General features: G+C 69.3%; 12 protein-coding genes. 11 read left to right on the forward strand and 1 reads right to left on the reverse strand.

The window, feature by feature from the left end; all coding sequences use genetic code 11:
* Window positions 1-515: 515 nt before the first annotated feature.
* The 9 genes from ngcE (at window position 516) to ACWCXC_RS11730 (ending at window position 12,719) form a co-directional block, all read left to right on the forward strand.
* The gene (gene ngcE, locus ACWCXC_RS11690; protein ID WP_450683724.1) at window positions 516-1,961 is read left to right on the forward strand and encodes an N-acetylglucosamine/diacetylchitobiose ABC transporter substrate-binding protein; all 1,446 of its coding nucleotides are present in this window, start codon (window positions 516-518) and stop codon (window positions 1,959-1,961) included.
* 50 nt (window positions 1,962-2,011) lie between these two features.
* Window positions 2,012-2,935 (forward strand): carbohydrate ABC transporter permease, encoded by a 924-nt coding sequence (locus tag ACWCXC_RS11695; RefSeq protein ID WP_450683723.1) that lies wholly within the window; start codon window positions 2,012-2,014, stop codon window positions 2,933-2,935.
* A 91-nt stretch (window positions 2,936-3,026) separates the two neighbouring features.
* Window positions 3,027-3,944 (forward strand): carbohydrate ABC transporter permease, encoded by a 918-nt coding sequence (locus tag ACWCXC_RS11700; RefSeq protein ID WP_450888322.1) that lies wholly within the window; start codon window positions 3,027-3,029, stop codon window positions 3,942-3,944.
* A gap of 250 nt (window positions 3,945-4,194) precedes the next feature.
* Window positions 4,195-5,394, forward strand: coding sequence for an ROK family transcriptional regulator (locus ACWCXC_RS11705; protein WP_450683721.1), 1,200 nt, complete (start codon window positions 4,195-4,197; stop codon window positions 5,392-5,394).
* A gap of 123 nt (window positions 5,395-5,517) precedes the next feature.
* Window positions 5,518-6,585: a sugar ABC transporter substrate-binding protein gene (locus ACWCXC_RS11710; protein WP_450683720.1), complete on the forward strand. Its 1,068-nt coding sequence runs from the start codon at window positions 5,518-5,520 to the stop codon at window positions 6,583-6,585.
* A gap of 235 nt (window positions 6,586-6,820) precedes the next feature.
* Complete coding sequence (locus tag ACWCXC_RS11715) at window positions 6,821-7,609, forward strand: ATP-binding cassette domain-containing protein (RefSeq protein WP_450683719.1); 789 nt, start codon at window positions 6,821-6,823, stop codon at window positions 7,607-7,609.
* Window positions 7,606-8,904, forward strand: coding sequence for a sugar ABC transporter permease (locus ACWCXC_RS11720; RefSeq protein ID WP_450888325.1), 1,299 nt, complete (start codon window positions 7,606-7,608; stop codon window positions 8,902-8,904). The genes ACWCXC_RS11715 and ACWCXC_RS11720 overlap by 4 nt, the downstream gene beginning before the upstream one ends.
* 222 nt (window positions 8,905-9,126) lie before the next feature.
* On the forward strand, window positions 9,127-11,049 hold the full coding sequence (gene dxs / locus ACWCXC_RS11725) for a 1-deoxy-D-xylulose-5-phosphate synthase (protein ID WP_450683738.1): 1,923 nt from the start codon (window positions 9,127-9,129) through the stop codon (window positions 11,047-11,049).
* A gap of 167 nt (window positions 11,050-11,216) precedes the next feature.
* Window positions 11,217-12,719 (forward strand): amino acid permease, encoded by a 1,503-nt coding sequence (locus ACWCXC_RS11730; protein WP_450888327.1) that lies wholly within the window; start codon window positions 11,217-11,219, stop codon window positions 12,717-12,719.
* A gap of 68 nt (window positions 12,720-12,787) precedes the next feature.
* Here the strand turns inward: ACWCXC_RS11730 and ACWCXC_RS11735 are convergent, their stop codons facing one another.
* The gene (locus tag ACWCXC_RS11735) at window positions 12,788-13,894 is read right to left on the reverse strand and encodes an LCP family protein (protein WP_450683716.1); all 1,107 of its coding nucleotides are present in this window, start codon (window positions 13,892-13,894) and stop codon (window positions 12,788-12,790) included.
* A gap of 331 nt (window positions 13,895-14,225) precedes the next feature.
* Here ACWCXC_RS11735 and ACWCXC_RS11740 point away from each other — a divergent pair, with 331 nt between their 5' ends.
* Both ACWCXC_RS11740 and ACWCXC_RS11745 read left to right on the forward strand, forming a co-directional pair.
* Window positions 14,226-15,338: a hypothetical protein gene (locus tag ACWCXC_RS11740; RefSeq protein WP_450888330.1), complete on the forward strand. Its 1,113-nt coding sequence runs from the start codon at window positions 14,226-14,228 to the stop codon at window positions 15,336-15,338.
* Window positions 15,339-15,714: 376 nt separating this feature from the next.
* Window positions 15,715-17,475 (forward strand): stealth family protein, encoded by a 1,761-nt coding sequence (locus ACWCXC_RS11745; protein WP_450888332.1) that lies wholly within the window; start codon window positions 15,715-15,717, stop codon window positions 17,473-17,475.
* Window positions 17,476-17,498: the final 23 nt, after the last annotated feature.

The following is a 17,498-nucleotide window of genomic DNA, read 5'->3' on the forward strand; positions in this document are numbered from 1 at the left end:
AAGGCCGGCCGCCCGGCGGGCGTCCGGGGGCGCGAGACGGCCCTGTCCTGCGGTGATGGCTCCGAAGGGGGTGCCGGAAGGGGGTGAAGTGGCTCCCGGTGTCAAGGGTGTTGGGCCGGTTCCGCCAGGCGAATCGACCGGAATGCGGAAATCGTTACATCCCGATGTGGGCCCGTGGGGCCCAGGTGTCCGCGAGGTCTCAACTCGGGAAAGACTGCCGACCAAACCTGCATTCGATCTTGCTCAGTTGGCGGCAAGTGGACTATACCTGTCGGCGTCCGCACAGATTCTTTCCATCCGTGCGGCTGGGGGAGACACGGGGGCAGGACATAGCGGGACGCCATGGCGGCATCCGCTGTTCCGTCTTCCCGGCCCCCCCACTGCAATGGCTAGCCTGAAAATCTGCACCACCCAAGCGCAACTGACCGCGGTGGCGGGGCCCTTCGCCTGAGGCGAATTTCGACGGGGCGACCGGTACACACCGCCTGAGTCCTGGAGAAGGCGAGGACTTGAGCATGGGATCCACCTCCGCCCACAAGAATGAGGGCCTTGGCCGTCGCGATGTGATCAAGCGGTCTGCCGCACTCGGTCTGATCACCGTTCCGACGATGAGCTTCCTGTCGGCCTGTGCGAGCAGCGACGGCGGCAGCGACGACACGGTCAAGAAGGGCAAGACCAGCGCGAAGAACCCGCTGGGCGTCAACGAGACGGCCGCGCTCGACGTGGTCATCTTCGACGGCGGCTTCGGCCAGCAGTACGCGATCGACGCGGAGAAGAAGTACACCGCGGCCTACCCGAAGGCCAAGGTCAAGCACACCGCGACGCAGAAGATCCAGTCGCAGCTCCAGCCCCGCTTCAACGGTGGCACCCCGCCGGACCTCATCGACAACTCCGGTGCCGAGCAGATGGACATGGGTGTCCTCGTCGGCAAGAACCAGCTGCTCGACCTGACCCCGCTGATGGACGCCCCGTCCCTCGACGACCCGAGCAAGAAGGTCCGCGACACCCTGCGCCCGGGCGTCCTGGAGATGGGCCAGTTCGACGGCGCCCCGGTCTGGATCATGTACTACGCCTACACCGTGTACGGCGTCTGGTACTCGCAGACCAACCTGGAGAAGCTGGACGCGGAGTACCCGGAGACCTGGGACGACATGCTCGCCCTCTGCGCCAAGGCGAAGAAGCAGGGCATCGCGGGCTGGACGTACCCGGGCAAGTACCCGTACTACCTGCCCTTCTCCCTCTACCCGTTCATCGCCAAGATCGGTGGCCGGGAGGTTCTCGACAAGATCGACAACCTGGAGCCGAACGCCTGGAAGGACCCCGCGGTCAAGGCGGCGTTCGAGGCGTACTACGAGCTGTACAAGAAGGGGTACATCCTCAAGGGCACCCCGGGCCTGACGCACATCCAGTCGCAGACCGAGTGGACGAAGGGCAAGGCGCTCTTCATCCCGAACGGTTCGTGGGTGGAGAACGAGGCGGCGCCGACCACGCCCAAGGACTTCAAGATGATGGTCGCGGCCCCCTCCGGCCTCGACGCGTCCGACAAGATGCCCTTCGGCACCATCTGGGCGTCCGGCGGCGAGCCCTTCGTCGTCCCGGCCAAGGCGAAGAACCCGCAGGGCGGCATGGAGCAGCTGCGCATCATGCTCTCCGAGGAGTCCTCGAAGAACTTCACCAAGCAGGTCAAGTCCCTGAGCGCCTTCAACGGCGGCACCGACGGCCTGACCCTGTCCACGGCCCTGCAGGCCGGTGTCGACGCGCTGAAGAAGGCCGGCGACAACGTGGTGAACCCGCGGATGCAGGACTGGTACGTCAAGCTCCAGAAGGAGCAGATCGGCACCGCCGGTCTCGGCGAGATGATGGCCGGGCGCCTCACGCCCACCGAGGCCATCAAGAAGATCCAGGGCTTCGCGGACGCCGCCGCCAAGGACCAGTCCATCAAGCACTACAAGCACCAGTGAGCAACCGTCACCAGCGGCGGCACCCGCGGAAAGATCGGGGTCGGTAAAAGATGCAGCACGGCAAGTACCGGTTCATCGTGGGATTCTTGATCGTCCCACTGGCGTTGTACGCGGTCTTCGTCATCTGGCCGTTCATTCAGTCCATTTACTATTCGTTCACGGACTGGACCGGCCTGAGCCCGGACTTCAAGATGGTCGGCCTCGACAACTACACGAGGATGTTCAAGGACGACATTTTCTGGAAGTCGCTGCAACACAGTGTGCTGCTCGTGCTGCTGCTGCCGCTGGTGACGCTGGGCCTCGCGCTCTTCTTCGCCTTCATGCTCAATGTCGGCGGCCGACGGCGGAAGAACGCCGCGGTCGCCGGCGTGCGGGGTTCGGGTTTCTACAAGATCGCCTATTTCTTCCCGCAGGTGCTCTCGATCGTCATCGTCGCCCTGCTCTTCCAGTTCGCGTACAACCCGCGCAGCGGCATGCTGAACTCGGCGCTCAAGGGCGTCGGACTGGACTCCGTCCAGCCGGACTGGCTGGGCGACCCCGACCTGGCGCTCATCTGCGTGATGGTCGTCCTGGTCTGGTCGACGGTCGGCTTCTTCGTCGTCCTCTTCTCCGCCGGCATGGCCTCCATCCCGAAGGACTTCTACGAGGCGGCCCTGCTCGACGGCGCCAGCCGCATCACGACGTTCTTCCGGATCACCGTGCCGCTGCTCTGGGACACCATCCAGTCGGGCTGGGTCTACATGGGCATCCTGGCGCTCGGCGTCGAGGCGTTCACGGCGGTCCAGGTCATGACCGTGGGCCCCGGCGGCCCCGACTACGCCACCTCGGTGCTCCCGCTGTACGTCTACCAGACGGCGTTCCGCGACGGTCAGGCCGGCTACGCGACCACGATCGGTGTGGGGCTGCTCGTCGTCACCATGGTGTTCGCCGCCATCGTGATGCGTCTGGGCCGCCGCGAGCGGCTGGAGTTCTGATGCCGAACTCCCCGGGACTCGCCTCCCGGACCCCCAGCAGGCACAACCACCCGGTCCCGGGGGCCGGTTCGACCGTACGAGGTGACCACGCGTGAAGACCACCGAAACCCCTGCCGTGGTCGAGGTGACGCCCCCGGGCCCGGTGTCCGGGGGCCCCGGAAAGGACGGCCGGAAAAAGAGCGGTGAGGGCAAGGTCCTCAACGTCTTCTCCCACGGCGTGCTGATCATCTGGGCGATCCTCGTGGTCATGCCGCTCCTGTGGGCGATCATGACCTCGTTCAAGACGGACGACTCGATCCTCTCGACCCCTTGGGCCCTGCCGGACAAGCTCCACTTCGAGAACTGGTCGCGCGCCTGGAGCCAGGCGCACATGAGCGAGTACTTCGGCAACACCCTCGTGGTGGTCGGCGGTTCGCTCATCGGCACCCTGCTGCTCGGCTCGATGGCGGCCTACGTTCTGGCCCGCTTCGACTTCCCGGGCAACCGCGTCATCTACTACCTGTTCATCGGCGGGATGAGCTTCCCGATCATCCTGGCGCTGGTCCCGCTGTTCTTCGTGATGAACAACATGGGGCTGTTGAACACGACGCACGGGCTGATCCTGGTCTACATCGCGTACTCGCTGCCGTTCACCGTCTTCTTCCTCACCTCCTTCTTCCGGACGCTGCCCAGCTCCGTGGCGGAGGCGGCGATGCTCGACGGGGCCTCGCACACGCGGACGTTCTTCCAGGTGATGCTGCCGATGGCGAAGCCGGGCCTGATCAGCGTCGGTATCTTCAACTTCCTGGGGCAGTGGAACCAGTACATGCTGCCGACGGTCCTCAACAGCGACCCGGACCACCGGGTGCTCTCCCAGGGCCTGGTCGAACTGGCCAACAGCCAGGGCTACAAGGGCGACTGGTCCGGACTCTTCGCCGGTCTCGTGATGGCGATGCTCCCGGTCCTCGCCGCGTACATCGTCTTCCAGCGCCAGGTCGTGGCCGGCCTGACCGCGGGGGCGGTGAAGTAGCCGGACCGCCGGTGCCGTGAAGTAGTAGGCACCGCACCCGTCCCCTCCGCACCTCCGCTTCACCGAACCGCCCGCCGGCAGCCATGCCGGCGGGCGGTTCGTCTGCGTACGGGAGGGTTCGCTCCGGGCCCCGCACGAGGGTCCGGCGCTCATCGGCGCCTCGGACTGCTCAAGGTCTTGACGGGGAGTACCCCAAAACGCTGAGCTTAGAGTTCACATGTTGGAGAATACGGCAGGAGTGAGAGAGTCGATGGAGACTCCGGGGTCGCAGACGTCTCTGCATCGCGCCAACCTTGAGCGGGTCGTGCGCGCCGTACGGATGGCGGGGTCACTCACCCAGGCGGAGATCGCCAGGAGCACGGGCCTCTCCGCGGCCACGGTCTCCAATATCGTTCGCGAACTGAAGGACGGCGGCACCGTCGAGGTGACGCCCACCTCGGCCGGCGGCCGGCGGGCCCGCAGCGTCTCGCTCAGCGGGGACGCGGGCATCGTCATCGGCGTCGACTTCGGCCATACGCACCTGCGCGTGGCGGTCGGCAACCTGGCCCACCAGGTGCTCGCCGAGGAGTCCGAGCCGCTGGACGTGGACGCCTCGTCCGCCGAGGGCTTCGGCCGCGCGGAACAGCTGGTCAACCGGCTGATCGAGACCACGGGCATCAGTCCCGGCAAGGTCATCGGGGTGGGGCTCGGTGTTCCCGGCCCGATCGACGTCGAGTCCGGCACGCTGGGCTCCACGTCGATCCTGCCGGGCTGGACGGGCATCAACCCCGGCGAGGAACTGGCCGGACGCCTCGGCGTGCCGGTCTACGTGGACAACGACGCCAACCTCGGCGCCCTTGGCGAGCTGGTCTGGGGGAGCGGCCGCGGGGTCAAGGACCTCGCCTACATCAAGGTCGCCAGCGGGGTGGGCGCCGGTCTGGTGATCGACGGGCACATCTACCGGGGGCCCGGCGGCACGGCCGGCGAGATCGGCCACATCACCCTCGACGAATCGGGGCCCGTCTGCCGCTGCGGCAACCGCGGCTGCCTGGAGACCTTCACGGCCGCGCGCTACGTGCTGCCGCTGCTCCAGCCCAGTCACGGGCCCGATCTCACCATGGAACGGGTGGTCCAGCTGGCCCGCGAGGGCGATCCGGGCTGCCGGCGGGTGATCGGGGACGTCGGGCGGCACATCGGCAGCGGGGTGGCCAACCTCTGCAATCTGCTGAACCCGAGCCGGGTGGTGCTCGGGGGCTCGCTCGCGGAGGCCGGGGAGCTGGTCCTGGGCCCCATCCGCGACTCCGTGTCGCGCTACGCCATCCCCAGCGCCGCCCGCCAGCTCTCGGTGCTTCCCGGGGCCCTGGGAGGCCGCGCGGAGGTGCTGGGCGCGCTGGCCCTCGTCCTGAGCGAGATGGGGGATTCGACCCTTTTGGAGAGCACCCTGCCGGCGGCGACCCCTGCCTTCACTTAGATAACGGATGGCACCGTTGTCATCTCGTTAAGGATTTACTCCTTGACGTCGTCCCTGCGGCCGAGTTGACTCCAAGCCACCTCGGCCGCAACGCTGCGGCCTCGTCAGGGAGGCACACCCCCAATGAACGCAACGACGCGACGCATCGTCATCGGCACGGCCGCCGTCTCGATGGCCCTCTCCCTCGCCGCCTGCGGCAAGGCCGGCGACGACAAGAAGGACTCGGCGGACTCGGGCAGCAAGACCAAGATCGGCCTGCTGCTCCCGGAGAACAAGACCGCCCGCTACGAGACGCTCGACAAGCCGCTGTTCATCGAAGCGGTCAAGAAGGACTGCGCGGACTGCGAGGTCGTCTACAACAACGCGGCCGGTGACGTCGGTCAGCAGAAGCAGCAGTTCGAGCAGCAGATAGCCGACGGCATCAAGGTCATCGCGATCTCCTCGGTCGACGCCGAGAAGTCGGCCGCGTGGGTCGCGGACGCGCACAAGAAGGGCGTCAAGGTCGTCGCGTACGACCGCGCCATCGCCGGTGCCGACGCCTACGTCAGCCACGACAACGAGAAGATCGGCAAGCTCCAGGGCCAGGCCATCATCGACGCCCTCGGCTCCAAGGCGGCCACCGCCAACGTCGTCATGATCAACGGCGACGAGAAGGACCCGAACGCCGGTCTGTTCAAGAAGGGCGCCCACGCGTCCCTCGACGGCAAGGTCAAGATCGCCTACGAGGCGTCCGGCGAGTGGGACCCGAAGATCGCCGGCGAGAAGATGACCGCCGCGATCTCCTCGGTCGGCAAGGGCAAGATCAACGCCGTCTACTCCGCCAACGACGGCATGGCCGGCGGCATCATCACGTCCCTGGACAACGCCGGTATCAAGGACATCCCGGTCGGCGGCCAGGACGCCGAACTCCCCGGCATCCAGCGGATCATCGCCGGCACGCAGACCTTCACGATCTACAAGTCGCCGAAGCAGCTCGCCCCGACGGCCGCCCAGTTCGCCGTCAACCTGCTCCAGGGCAAGGACATCGGCGCCGCGGGCGAGACGGACGGCGTCCCCTCCACGCTCCTCGAGCCGACCGTGGTGAACAAGGACAACATCCAGTCCACCGTGATCAAGGACGGCATCTACCAGGCCTCCGCGGTCTGCGTGAAGGACATCGCCGCCAAGTGCACCGCGCTGGGCATCAAGTAGCCCTCCCCGCGCCGGGGCCGGCGGGCCCCGGCGCGCACGGGCGGGATCCGCGCCGTACGGCGGAGACCGCCCGCCCATGACTGTCCGGCCCCGGCCCGGTTCACACCCCGCTGCCGGCCGGGTGCCGGACACTCTCCCCCCCCCCCAGTACGTCCCGTACGTCGACGCCGCCCCACCCGGCGCGGCGTCTCCGCCGGTCAGGCGGCACATCCCCGCCGGTCAGGCGGCGAAGGAGATGGTTCACGTGTCACAGACGCCCGTGCTGGCGTTGCGTGGGGTCTTCAAGCGATTCGGAGCGGTCCAGGTCCTCTCCGGTGTCGATCTCGAAGTCCACGCCGGAGAAGTGGTCGCCCTCGTCGGCGACAACGGTGCAGGAAAGTCCACGCTGGTCAAGACGATCGCCGGTGTGCACCCCATCGATGAGGGCGTCATCGAGTGGGAGGGCGAGAAGGTGGACATCAGCCGTCCGCACGACGCCCAGAACCTCGGCGTCGCCACCGTCTACCAGGACCTCGCGCTCTGCGACAACCTCGACGTCGTCGCCAACCTCTTCCTCGGTCGCGAGATCAAGAAGGGCGGCGTCCTCGACGAGGTCGCCATGGAGAAGCGGGCTCAGGACCTGCTCTCCACGCTCTCCATCCGCATTCCCAGCGTCCGCATCCCCGTGGCCGCGCTCTCCGGCGGTCAGCGCCAGGTCGTGGCCATCGCCCGCGCCCTGGTCGGCAACCCCAAGATCGTGATCCTGGACGAGCCCACCGCGGCCCTCGGCGTCGAGCAGACCGCCCAGGTCCTCGACCTGGTGGAGCGGCTGCGCGAGCAGAACCTCGGCGTCATCCTCATCAGCCACAACATGGCCGATGTGAAGGCCGTCGCCGACAAGGTCGCCGTGCTGCGGCTCGGCCACAACAACGGCACGTTCCCGGTGGCGACGACCACCCACGAAGACATCATCGCCGCGATCACGGGCGCCACCGACAACGCCGTGACCCGCCGCAAGTCCCGCAGCGCGGAGGCATCCAAGTGAGCAACACCAACGAGACGCCGGCCACGGTCCCGGCCCAGGCGGAGCCCACCGAGGCCCCCGCGGCGGCGGAAGGCGCGGTGCGCGTCGTCGACCCCCGTCTGCTCGTCCGGGAGCAGGGCTTCAAGGGCTACTGGACCGAGTTCAAGCGCAAGGTGCGCTCGGGCGAGATCGGCTCGCTGCCCGTCGTGGTGGGCCTGATCATCATCGGGATCGTCTTCCAGGCCGAGACCGGCAACTTCCTCACCTCGTACAACCTCGACCAGATCACGCTGTACGCGGCGGGCCCCGGCATCATGGCCGTGGGCATCGTCTTCGTCCTGCTGCTCGGCGAGATCGACCTCGCGGTCGGTTCCGTCGCGGGTCTGGCCGGCGCGGTGTGGGCCGTGCTCGGCACGGACATGCCCGACGGCCTTGCCATCCTGCTGGGCATCCTGTCCGGCACGGTCATCGGCGCCTTCCACGGCATCGTCTTCGCCAAGATCGGCGTGCCCGCGTTCGTCGTGACCCTGGCGGGCTTCCTGGGCTGGGCCGGCATGCAGACGTGGGTGATGGGCGACAAGTCCACCATCACCACCCCGCTCGGCAGTTTCGTCCGTGACCTGACCAGCTACTACTTCAGCGACATCGCCGCCGCCTACGGCCTCGCCGTGGTCGTGATCGCCGCCTTCTACCTCGCGCAGCTGCGCGACGCGCGCCGCCGCAAGGCCGCGGAGCTGCCGCACCGCCCGCAGAGCGAGATCATCCTGCGCACCGCGCTGCTCGCCGTGCTCGCGCTGCTCGCCGCGTACGCGTTCAACCAGGAGCAGGGACTCCCGCTCTCCCTGGTGATCTTCCTCGCGATCCTGGTCATCGGTGACTTCGTGCTGCGCCGCACCACGTACGGCCGCCAGGTCTTCGCGGTCGGCGGCGGCGTCGAGGCGGCGCGCCGCGCCGGTATCAACGTGTCCTGGATCCGGATCTCGGTGTTCATGATCTCCGGCACGCTCGGCGCGGTCGGCGGTCTCTTCCTGGCCTCCGCGACCGGCGGCGCCGACCGTTCGCTCGGTGGCGGCAACCAGCTCATGATGTGCATCGCCGCGGCCGTCATCGGCGGTACGTCGCTGTTCGGCGGACGCGGCAAGGTCTGGTCCGCGCTCCTGGGCATCCTGGTCATCCAGTCGATCGTCCAGGGCCTCAACCAGATGAACCTGTCGTCCAACGCGATCCAGTACATGATCACCGGAGCGGTGCTGCTCATCGCCGTGATCATCGACTCGGTCTCGCGCCGGACCCAGAAGACCGCGGGCCGCGCCTGACGCGGCGCCCCAGGACCGTGCCCGGCCCCCGCCGCGGGGGCCGGGCACGGTCGCGTTCCGGCACGGGTGGGCCAGCACACCCCCGCCCGCTGCCCGCCGGGGCGGGCGGAACATTAGACTCATCGGATCGGCAAGGCTCGACCAGCACAATCGCAAGGAGGCACGGTGACACAGCCGCGCGAAGCGCGTCAGGCACGGGCGGTGGTGGGCGACGGATGGGATCTGCTGACCCGCATCGGCGGACCGCGTGACCTGGACCGGCTCACCCCCGAGCAGCTGGAGCAGCTCGCCGAAGAGATCCGGACCTTCCTCGTCGACGCCGTCTCCAAGACCGGCGGCCACCTCGGACCCAACCTCGGCGTGGTCGAGCTGACCATCGCCCTGCACCGGGTCTTCGACTCGCCGAAGGACAAGGTCCTCTTCGACACCGGCCACCAGAGCTATGTGCACAAGCTGCTCACCGGCCGCCAGGACTTCTCGAAGCTCAAGAGCAAGGGCGGCCTCTCCGGCTACCCCTCCCGCGCCGAGTCCGAGCACGACGTCATCGAGAACTCGCACGCCTCGACCGTCCTCGGCTGGGCCGACGGCCTGGCCAAGGCCAACGAGGTGCTGGGCAAGGACGACCACGTCGTCGCGGTCATCGGTGACGGGGCGCTCACCGGAGGCATGGCCTGGGAGGCGCTGAACAACATCGCCGCCGCCAAGGACCGCCCGCTCGTCATCGTCGTCAACGACAACGAGCGCTCCTACGCCCCCACCATCGGCGGCCTGGCCAACCACCTCGCCACCCTGCGCACCACCGACGGCTACGAACGCTTCCTGGCCCGCGGCAAGGACCTCCTGGAGCGCACCCCCGTCGTCGGCAGGCCGCTCTACGAGACGCTGCACGGCGCGAAGAAGGGCCTCAAGGACTTCATCGCCCCGCAGGGCATGTTCGAGGACCTGGGGCTCAAGTACGTGGGCCCGATCGACGGCCACGACCTGGAGGCCCTGGAGTCCGCGCTCCAGCGTGCCAAGCGCTTCGGCGGCCCGGTCATCGTGCACTGCCTCACGGAGAAGGGGCGCGGTTACACCCCGGCCCTCCAGGACGAGGCCGACCGCTTCCACGCCGTCGGCAAGATCCACCCCGACACCGGTCTGCCCGTCGCCACCGCCGGTCTCGACTGGACCTCCGTCTTCGGCGAGGAGATGGTCCGGCTCGGCCACGAGCGCGAGGACGTCGTCGCGATCACCGCGGCCATGCTCCAGCCGGTCGGTCTGACCGCGTTCGAGAAGGCGTTCCCGGACCGGATCTACGACGTCGGCATCGCCGAGCAGCACGGCGCGGTCTCCGCCGCCGGGCTCGCCACCGGCGGTCTGCACCCGGTCTTCGCGGTGTACGCCACCTTCCTCAACCGCGCCTTCGACCAGGTCCTCATGGACGTCGCCCTGCACAAGTGCGGAGTGACCTTCGTCCTGGACCGGGCCGGGATCACCGGGACGGACGGCGCCTCCCACAACGGCATGTGGGACATGTCGATCCTCCAGGTCGTCCCCGGACTGCGGATCGCCGCCCCGCGCGACGCCGACCAGGTCCGCGCCCAGCTGCGCGAGGCCGTCGCGGTCGACGACGCCCCGACGGTCGTCCGCTTCTCCAAGGGCGCGGTCGGCCCCTCGGTCAAGGCCGTGGGCACGGTCGGAGGGATGGACGTGCTGCGCGAGTCCGGCGCCGCGCGGCCGGACGTGCTGCTGGTCTCCATCGGCGCGCTCGCCCCGATGTGCCTGGAGATCGCCGGTCTGCTCGACGCCCAGGGCATCTCGACCACCGTCGTGGACCCGCGCTGGGTCAAGCCGGTGGACGCGGCCATGGCCCCGCTCGCCGCGAAGCACCGCGTCGTCGTCACCGTCGAGGACAACAGCAGAGCCGGCGGTGTCGGCTCCGCCGTCGCCCAGGCGCTGCGCGACGCCGACGTCGACGTACCGCTGCGCGACTTCGGCATTCCGCCGGTCTTCCTCGACCACGCCTCCCGCAAGGAGGTCATGGCCGAGATCGGACTGACCGCGCCGGACATCGCCCGTCAGGTCACGGGTCTGGTCGCCAAGCTCGACGGCCGCTTCGGCGCGGGCCGGACCGAGAGCTCCGTCGTGGAGCAGGTCCGCGACTGATCCGTACGGCCGTACGTCCGTACGGCTCCTGGGGCCGGCCGCTCACCCGCACGGGTGATGCGGTCGGCCCCTTCGCGTGAAATCCCGCCGCCTCCGGCGTCGCCCGGCGGAGGGCGGCCCCCGGGTCCGAATCATGGCGTGCACGACGAGTGCGTGGAGGTACGCCGGTGAGCACCCAGCAGGACCTGCCCCCGGGCGGAAACGGCCTGTTCCGGACCAAGACGGTCGAGCAGTCCATCCGTGACACCGAGGAGCCGGAGCACGCCCTCAGGAAGTCCCTGTCGGCGCTGGACCTCACGGTCTTCGGGGTCGGCGTCATCATCGGCACCGGCATCTTCGTGCTCACCGGCAAGGTGGCCAAGGAGACGGCGGGCCCCGCCACCGCCCTCGCCTTCGTCGTCGCGGGCGTCGCCTGCGGACTGGCCGCCCTCTGCTACGCGGAGTTCGCCTCCACGGTCCCGGTGGCGGGATCCGCGTACACCTTCTCGTACGCCTCCCTCGGCGAACTGGTCGCCTGGATCATCGGCTGGGACCTCGTCCTGGAGTTCGCGCTGGGCACGGCGGTGGTGGCCGTCGGCTGGTCCGGCTACGTCCGCTCGCTGCTGGACAACGCGGGCTGGCACCTGCCGGACGTGCTCTCCGGAACCGATGTGGCGAATGGTTTCGGCTTCGACATCCTCGCCACCGCGCTGGTCCTCGTCCTCACCGTCGTCCTGGTCCTCGGGATGAAGCTCTCCGCCCGCGTCACGACGGTGGTGGTGGCGATCAAGGTCGCGGTGGTCCTGATCGTGATCATCGCCGGGTCCTTCTTCATCGACACCGACAACTACTCCCCGTTCATCCCGGAGGCCGAGCCGCAGTCCGCCGGATCGGGGCTGACCGCCCCGCTCGTCCAGCTGATCTTCGGCTACGCGCCGACGAACTTCGGCGTCATGGGCATCTTCACGGCCGCCTCCATCGTCTTCTTCGCCTTCATCGGCTTCGACGTGGTCGCCACGGCCGCCGAGGAGACCCGGCTCCCGCAGCGCGACATGCCGCGCGGGATCATGGCCTCGCTCTTCATCTGCACCGCGCTCTACGTGGCCGTCTCCCTCGTGGTCACCGGAATGGAGCACTACACCGAACTGTCCGTGAGCGCCCCGCTCGCCGACGCCTTCAAGGCCGTCGGCCACCCCTTCTACGCGGGCGTCATCAGCTTCGGCGCCGCCGTCGGCCTCACCACGGTCTGCATGATCCTGCTGCTGGGCCAGACCCGGGTGTTCTTCGCGATGAGCCGCGACGGGCTGCTCCCGCGCTTCTTCTCCAAGACGCACCCCCGCTTCCGCACCCCGTACCGCCCGACCATCCTGCTGGGCGTGGTGATCGCGATCGTGGCCGGTTTCACCAGCATCGACGAACTGGCGACGCTGGTGAACATCGGCACCCTCTTCGCCTTCGTCGTGGTCGCCCTCGGGGTCATCGTCCTGCGGCGCACCCGCCCCGACCTGCACCGCGCCTTCCGCACCCCCTGGGTCCCGGTGCTCCCGCTGCTGTCGGTGGCCGCCTCGGTCTGGCTGATGCTCAACCTGCCGGCGGAGACCTGGCTGCGGTTCGGCATCTGGATGGTCATCGGCGTGGTCGTCTACTTCGCCTACGGGCGCGGACACAGCCGGGCGCGCCGGGGCCGCTGACGACACGAGCGGCCCCGCGGGCCGGGTGGGCCGGCGGGGCCGCTCGTCGTCGTGCGGGTGCCGGCCCGTCAGCCGCCCGTGGCGGGGGACTTCTTGGCGGACTCGGGGATGGCGCTGTCCTCGCGGATCGCCTTCCAGAGCGTGTCGGCCTGCGGCTGCGCGGCCACCACGCGGTTCCGGTCGATCGTGTCGTACGCGACGGGCAGCATGATCGTCTCCATGGTCTCGGGGTCGACCCCGTTCATGGACCGCGCGAACCGCGTCAGCGACGTGAGCGAGGACAGGCCCTCGTCGGTGGTCAGCGACTTGGTCGCCGAGTTGGCGATCTTGTAGGCGCTGGTCGGGCTGCCCAGCAGGTCCTGCTTCTTCACCTCGCTGAGCAGCGCGAACAGGAACTGCTGCTGGAGCGTGATGCGGCCGAGGTCGCTTCCGTCACCGATGCCGTGCCGGGTCCGGACGTACTTGAGGGAGTCCGTGCCGTCGAGCTTCTGGGGACCGGCCTTCACGTCGAGCCCGGTCGAGGTGTCGTGGATGTCCTGCGGGACGTCGACGGTGACCCCGCCGATCGCGTCGACGAGCCCCTTGAACCCGGCGAAGTTGATCTCCAGGTAGTGGTCGATGCGCACACCCGACATCTTCTCGACCGTCTTCACCACACAGGCCGGCCCGACCTGCGAATACACCGAGTTGAACATCCGCCGCTCCGCCGAGGGCACCTTCGTCCCGTCGGCCTTGGTGCACTCGGGCCGGGTGACCAGCGTGTCACGCGGGATCGAGATGGCGACGGCCCTGCTCCGCCCCTCGGGGATGTGCACGACCAGCGCGGTGTCCGACCGCGCGCCGCTCACGCCCCCGCCCCCGCCCAGCTCCTTGTTCTCGGCGCCCGCGCGCGAGTCCGACCCCAGCACCAGCAGGTTCTGCCCGCTGGTCGGCAGCTTCTCGGGCCGGTCCTCACCGAGCGCCTTGTCGATGTCGACGCCCTTGATGTTCCCGTCCAGCTGGCTGTAGAGCCAGTAGACGGTGCCGCCGGCGGCGATGACGAGGACGAGCAGCACGCCGAGGGTGATCTTCAGTCCCCGGCGGCGCTTGCGGCGGCCGTCCTTGCGCTTCCGTCCGCCGCCATGAGACGCCGGACGGCCTTCGGGGGTGTCCTGGGGCGTGGGGTCGTGACTCATCGTGGTGGAGTCCTCAAATCTCTTGGCCTCGGAGGGCTGTGGAGTGCGTGGGACTCGGGTGGGGGGTGGGGCCGGTCCGTATGTGCAGGGCTGAGCGTGCACTATAGAACAGAGAATCGTTCGAATGGGTGTTTTGGTCCGGGGGGTGCCCCGCGGGACCGCCCGGATCCGCTCCGTCCGGGCCCCCGCCCGCCCGGCGGCCGTGGATCGCCCGCGGGCCCCGGCGGACGGCCTCCTGCCTGCTGGGGCGGGTGGGCGCTGAGCATATGATGTCGTCGCCCGAGTGAGGGCGGACCGAAGAACCGGGGAAGCGGAGAGGGCGTTGCGGGCCATGCGGAGAAGAGGATCGGGCTCCGCGGGCAGTGCCCCTGCGCCGGGCCGGGTGACCGGGCGCCACGAGGTGCGCGGTACGCCGCGCGGACGCTGGATGACGCTGGGCAAGGACGGCAGGCTGACCGTCTACGCCCTCACCGACGGCGGGCTGCTGCGCTGGACGCAGCGGGCCCCGGGCGGCGACGCGTGGCAGGGTCCGGACGTCGTCGAGATCGCGGGCCTGACCGACCTGACTGTCGTCCAGGGCGCCGACACCTATGTCCACTTCCTCGGCCGCCGCGAACGCGGCGGTGGCGACGACGGTCCGGGCGTCGACTTCGTGCACGCCATCCAGTACCAGACCGGCCGCCCCGTCACCGAGTGGCGCTCCCTCGGCAACGTCTACGCGGACCGGCGCAAGGGCCGGCTCGTGGGCCGGCCCGCGGGTGTCGTCACCCCGCAGGGCGTGGTCTTCGTTTTCGTGCGCAACGCGGGCGGGGGCCTCCAGATGCGCCGCGAGGGCAAGGGCGGCAAATGGTCGGGCTGGACGGACCTCAAGGGCGCCGGGCTCTCCGCCGACCTCGTGGCCTCGACGACCTCGGGCGGGCTGGTCGAGGTCTTCGCGCCCGGGGAGCGCGGGGTGCAGCAGTGGCGGCAGAACGAGCCGGAGGGCCCGCCGGTGATCGCCCCGCCCGTGCAGTTCCACGCGCTGGAGGGTTCGGTGACGGCGCTGGAGACGGCGCCGGAGCGGCTCACGTACTACTGGACCGATGTGAACCGGGCGGGGGTCGTCTGCTACCGGCCGGGCACCTGGCCCGTGCCGGTGGGCGGACAGCCCGGGGACGGCGCCGTCGTGGCGCTGCGGGCCCCGCTGGACGGCTACGACTGCACGGTTCTGGCGCAGCGCGGCGCGGGCGGCACCCTGCTGATCGGGGTCTGCGGCACCGAGGCCGAGCAGGACGGCGTCTGGTGGTCGGACACCGCCGCTCCGTGTGCGGGCGACCCCGCGCTCGCCCTGGACGGCCGGGGCCGTGTCGTCGTGGCGATATGCGGCCGCGACGGTTCGGTCGCCGTGGCCCGTCAGGAACCGGGACCGGGTCTCACGCTCTCGCCGCACTGGCAGCGGCTGTGAGCGGGCGGTGCCGGAGGGTTCCGACGGCACCGGTTCACCACGCGTTCATGTGATGCTCCGGTGAAGTTGTAAAAGGTTGTACAGAGGCATCGTGGGATTCGTCACGAGCATTTGCCCCTTATGTCCCCTTTTTTGACTGGACGTTGACCGGCTCTTTATGTGAAGGTTCTGTGACTCGCTCGCCGATGCGCGGGGGCGGCCGTCCCGGGGGACGGTTTGAAGGGGATGACAGGTTTCGGTCTCGTACCGTCCGTCAGACGGGGGCGACACCGCCCGTCGGCGGGCGTTGGACCGCAGTGGCGTGGACGGTGGATGCCTCGTGGTCGGTTCCGGTAATCCGGAGGCGGGATCGCTGGTTTCGGCGTATCGGGCCGTGATGCCGGCCGGGGCGCGCAAGGGCATCGTCCGCAAGGTTCCGGCCCCGCTGCGTTCCGCCGTGAAGTCCTCGTTCACCTCCGTCGACGCCATCCGGTCCGCTACGGTCGTCTGGGCGATGGGCGGGCGCCGCAACGCCGCCCGTCACAGCGCCGCCGCCTCCCGCCGCGTGGTGCGGGTCAAGGGCCGGCACATGCGCGCGCTGCTGGTGGAGGGCGCGACCGCCTGGGCCGCCCGCGCCCGCAATCTGCACATCCTCGTCGCCGCGCTGGAGGCCGGGGGAGTCGAGTACTTCTGCGTCCGGGGCGGTACGAAGGACGTCCCGACGGTGGCCGTCCCCGTGGCGCTGCGCGAGGCGGCGACCGAGATGCTCCGGATCGCCTTCGACCAGACCCCCGGCTACGTCGGCACGGCCACCGGCACGGAGGCGGACATGCGCCCCGGCGAGGAGGACCGCTCCTGGCGCTCCCTGCGCAAGCACGACGTGCTGCGCGTCGCCTGGTACGTCACCGACCCCACCCAGCACCTCGTCTTCGGCGCCGAGCAGGGGTGCGACCTGGAGTTCTGGACGGAGCGGAACGGGCAGTACGAGGCGCCCCGCCCCAACCGGGTGGTGGACCTGGTCCCGGCCGGCACGGCGCGGCCCGTGGCGCCGCAGGCGCTGTTCGCCCTGGTCCCCGGCGCCTACACCACGGGGGTGACGCACACCCTGCCGGAGTTCACCCAGCCGCTCCCGGACGACCACCTCTTCCCCGTGGACGTCGTCTACACCTGGGTCGACGACAAGGATCCGGCGTGGGCCGCCGAGCGGGACGCCGCCCGCTCCGGGCGGGCCGGATCGCCGGCCCCCGGTCTCCACGCCCAGGCGGCGAACGACGCCCGCTTCACCAGCCGCGACGAGCTGCGCTACTCGCTGCGCTCCCTGCACCAGTACGCGCCCTGGGTGCGCAACATCTACCTGGTCACGGCCGGGCAGCAGCCCGCTTGGCTCGACACGGACGTTCCCGGTCTCCGGGTCGTGGACCACCGGGAGATCTTCTCCGACCCCGAGGCGCTCCCCACGTTCAACTCGCATGCCATCGAGAGCCAGCTCCACCACATCGACGGCCTGTCCGAGCAGTTCCTGTACCTGAACGACGACGTGTTCTTCGGTCGTCCGCTCACGCCGGGACACTTCTTCCACGCCAACGGGCTGAGCAAGTTCTTCCAGTCCAAGGCGCTGGTGCCCACCGGCCCCTCGGGCCCGGACGACCTGCCCGTCAACGCCGCGGGCAAGAACAGCCGGTCCCTGATCGAGCGGTCCTTCGGCACCCGTATCGCGCAGAAGATGAAGCACACCCCGCACGCGCTGCGGCGCAGCGTGCTCGCCGACATTGAACTGGTGTACGCCGAGGAGCACCGCCGTACGCAGTTCTCCCGCTTCCGCTCGCCCGAGGACGTGCCGATCGCCTCGTCCCTGCACCACTACTACGGCTTCCACACCGGCCGCGCGACCACCGGCAATGTGCGCTACCAGTACATCGACCTCGCCGCCGACCAGGCCCGGCGCCGGCTGAACAGCCTGCTCGCGCACCGGAACTTCGACACCTTCTGTCTCAACGACACCGTCGAACACCCCGACCCCGAGGCGCAGGAGCGCATGGTCCGGGACTTCCTCGACGCGTACTTCCCGGTGCCCAGCCGCTTCGAACGCGTGGACTCGGACGAGTACCGCAACGCGAGTCTGCCGATTCGTTCCTCGCAGGCCGGCATCAGCCACTGAGGAAACGTTTCCTCTTTTCGCGC

The organism is Streptomyces sp. NPDC001515 (genome assembly GCF_053597115.1).

What these genes read in the sequence shown, in the direction of transcription:
- ngcE (WP_450683724.1), top strand. Translation starts at nt 516, where the DNA reads ATGGGATCCACCTCCGCCCACAAGAATGAGGGCCTTGGCCGTCGCGAT.
- ACWCXC_RS11695 (WP_450683723.1), top strand. Translation starts at nt 2,012, where the DNA reads ATGCAGCACGGCAAGTACCGGTTCATCGTGGGATTCTTGATCGTCCCA.
- ACWCXC_RS11705 (WP_450683721.1), top strand. Translation starts at nt 4,195, where the DNA reads ATGGAGACTCCGGGGTCGCAGACGTCTCTGCATCGCGCCAACCTTGAG.
- ACWCXC_RS11710 (WP_450683720.1), top strand. Translation starts at nt 5,518, where the DNA reads ATGAACGCAACGACGCGACGCATCGTCATCGGCACGGCCGCCGTCTCG.
- ACWCXC_RS11715 (WP_450683719.1), top strand. Translation starts at nt 6,821, where the DNA reads ATGGTTCACGTGTCACAGACGCCCGTGCTGGCGTTGCGTGGGGTCTTC.
- ACWCXC_RS11735 (WP_450683716.1), bottom strand. Translation starts at nt 13,894, where the DNA reads ATGAGTCACGACCCCACGCCCCAGGACACCCCCGAAGGCCGTCCGGCG.
- ACWCXC_RS11740 (WP_450888330.1), top strand. Translation starts at nt 14,226, where the DNA reads ATGCGGAGAAGAGGATCGGGCTCCGCGGGCAGTGCCCCTGCGCCGGGC.
- ACWCXC_RS11745 (WP_450888332.1), top strand. Translation starts at nt 15,715, where the DNA reads ATGCCGGCCGGGGCGCGCAAGGGCATCGTCCGCAAGGTTCCGGCCCCG.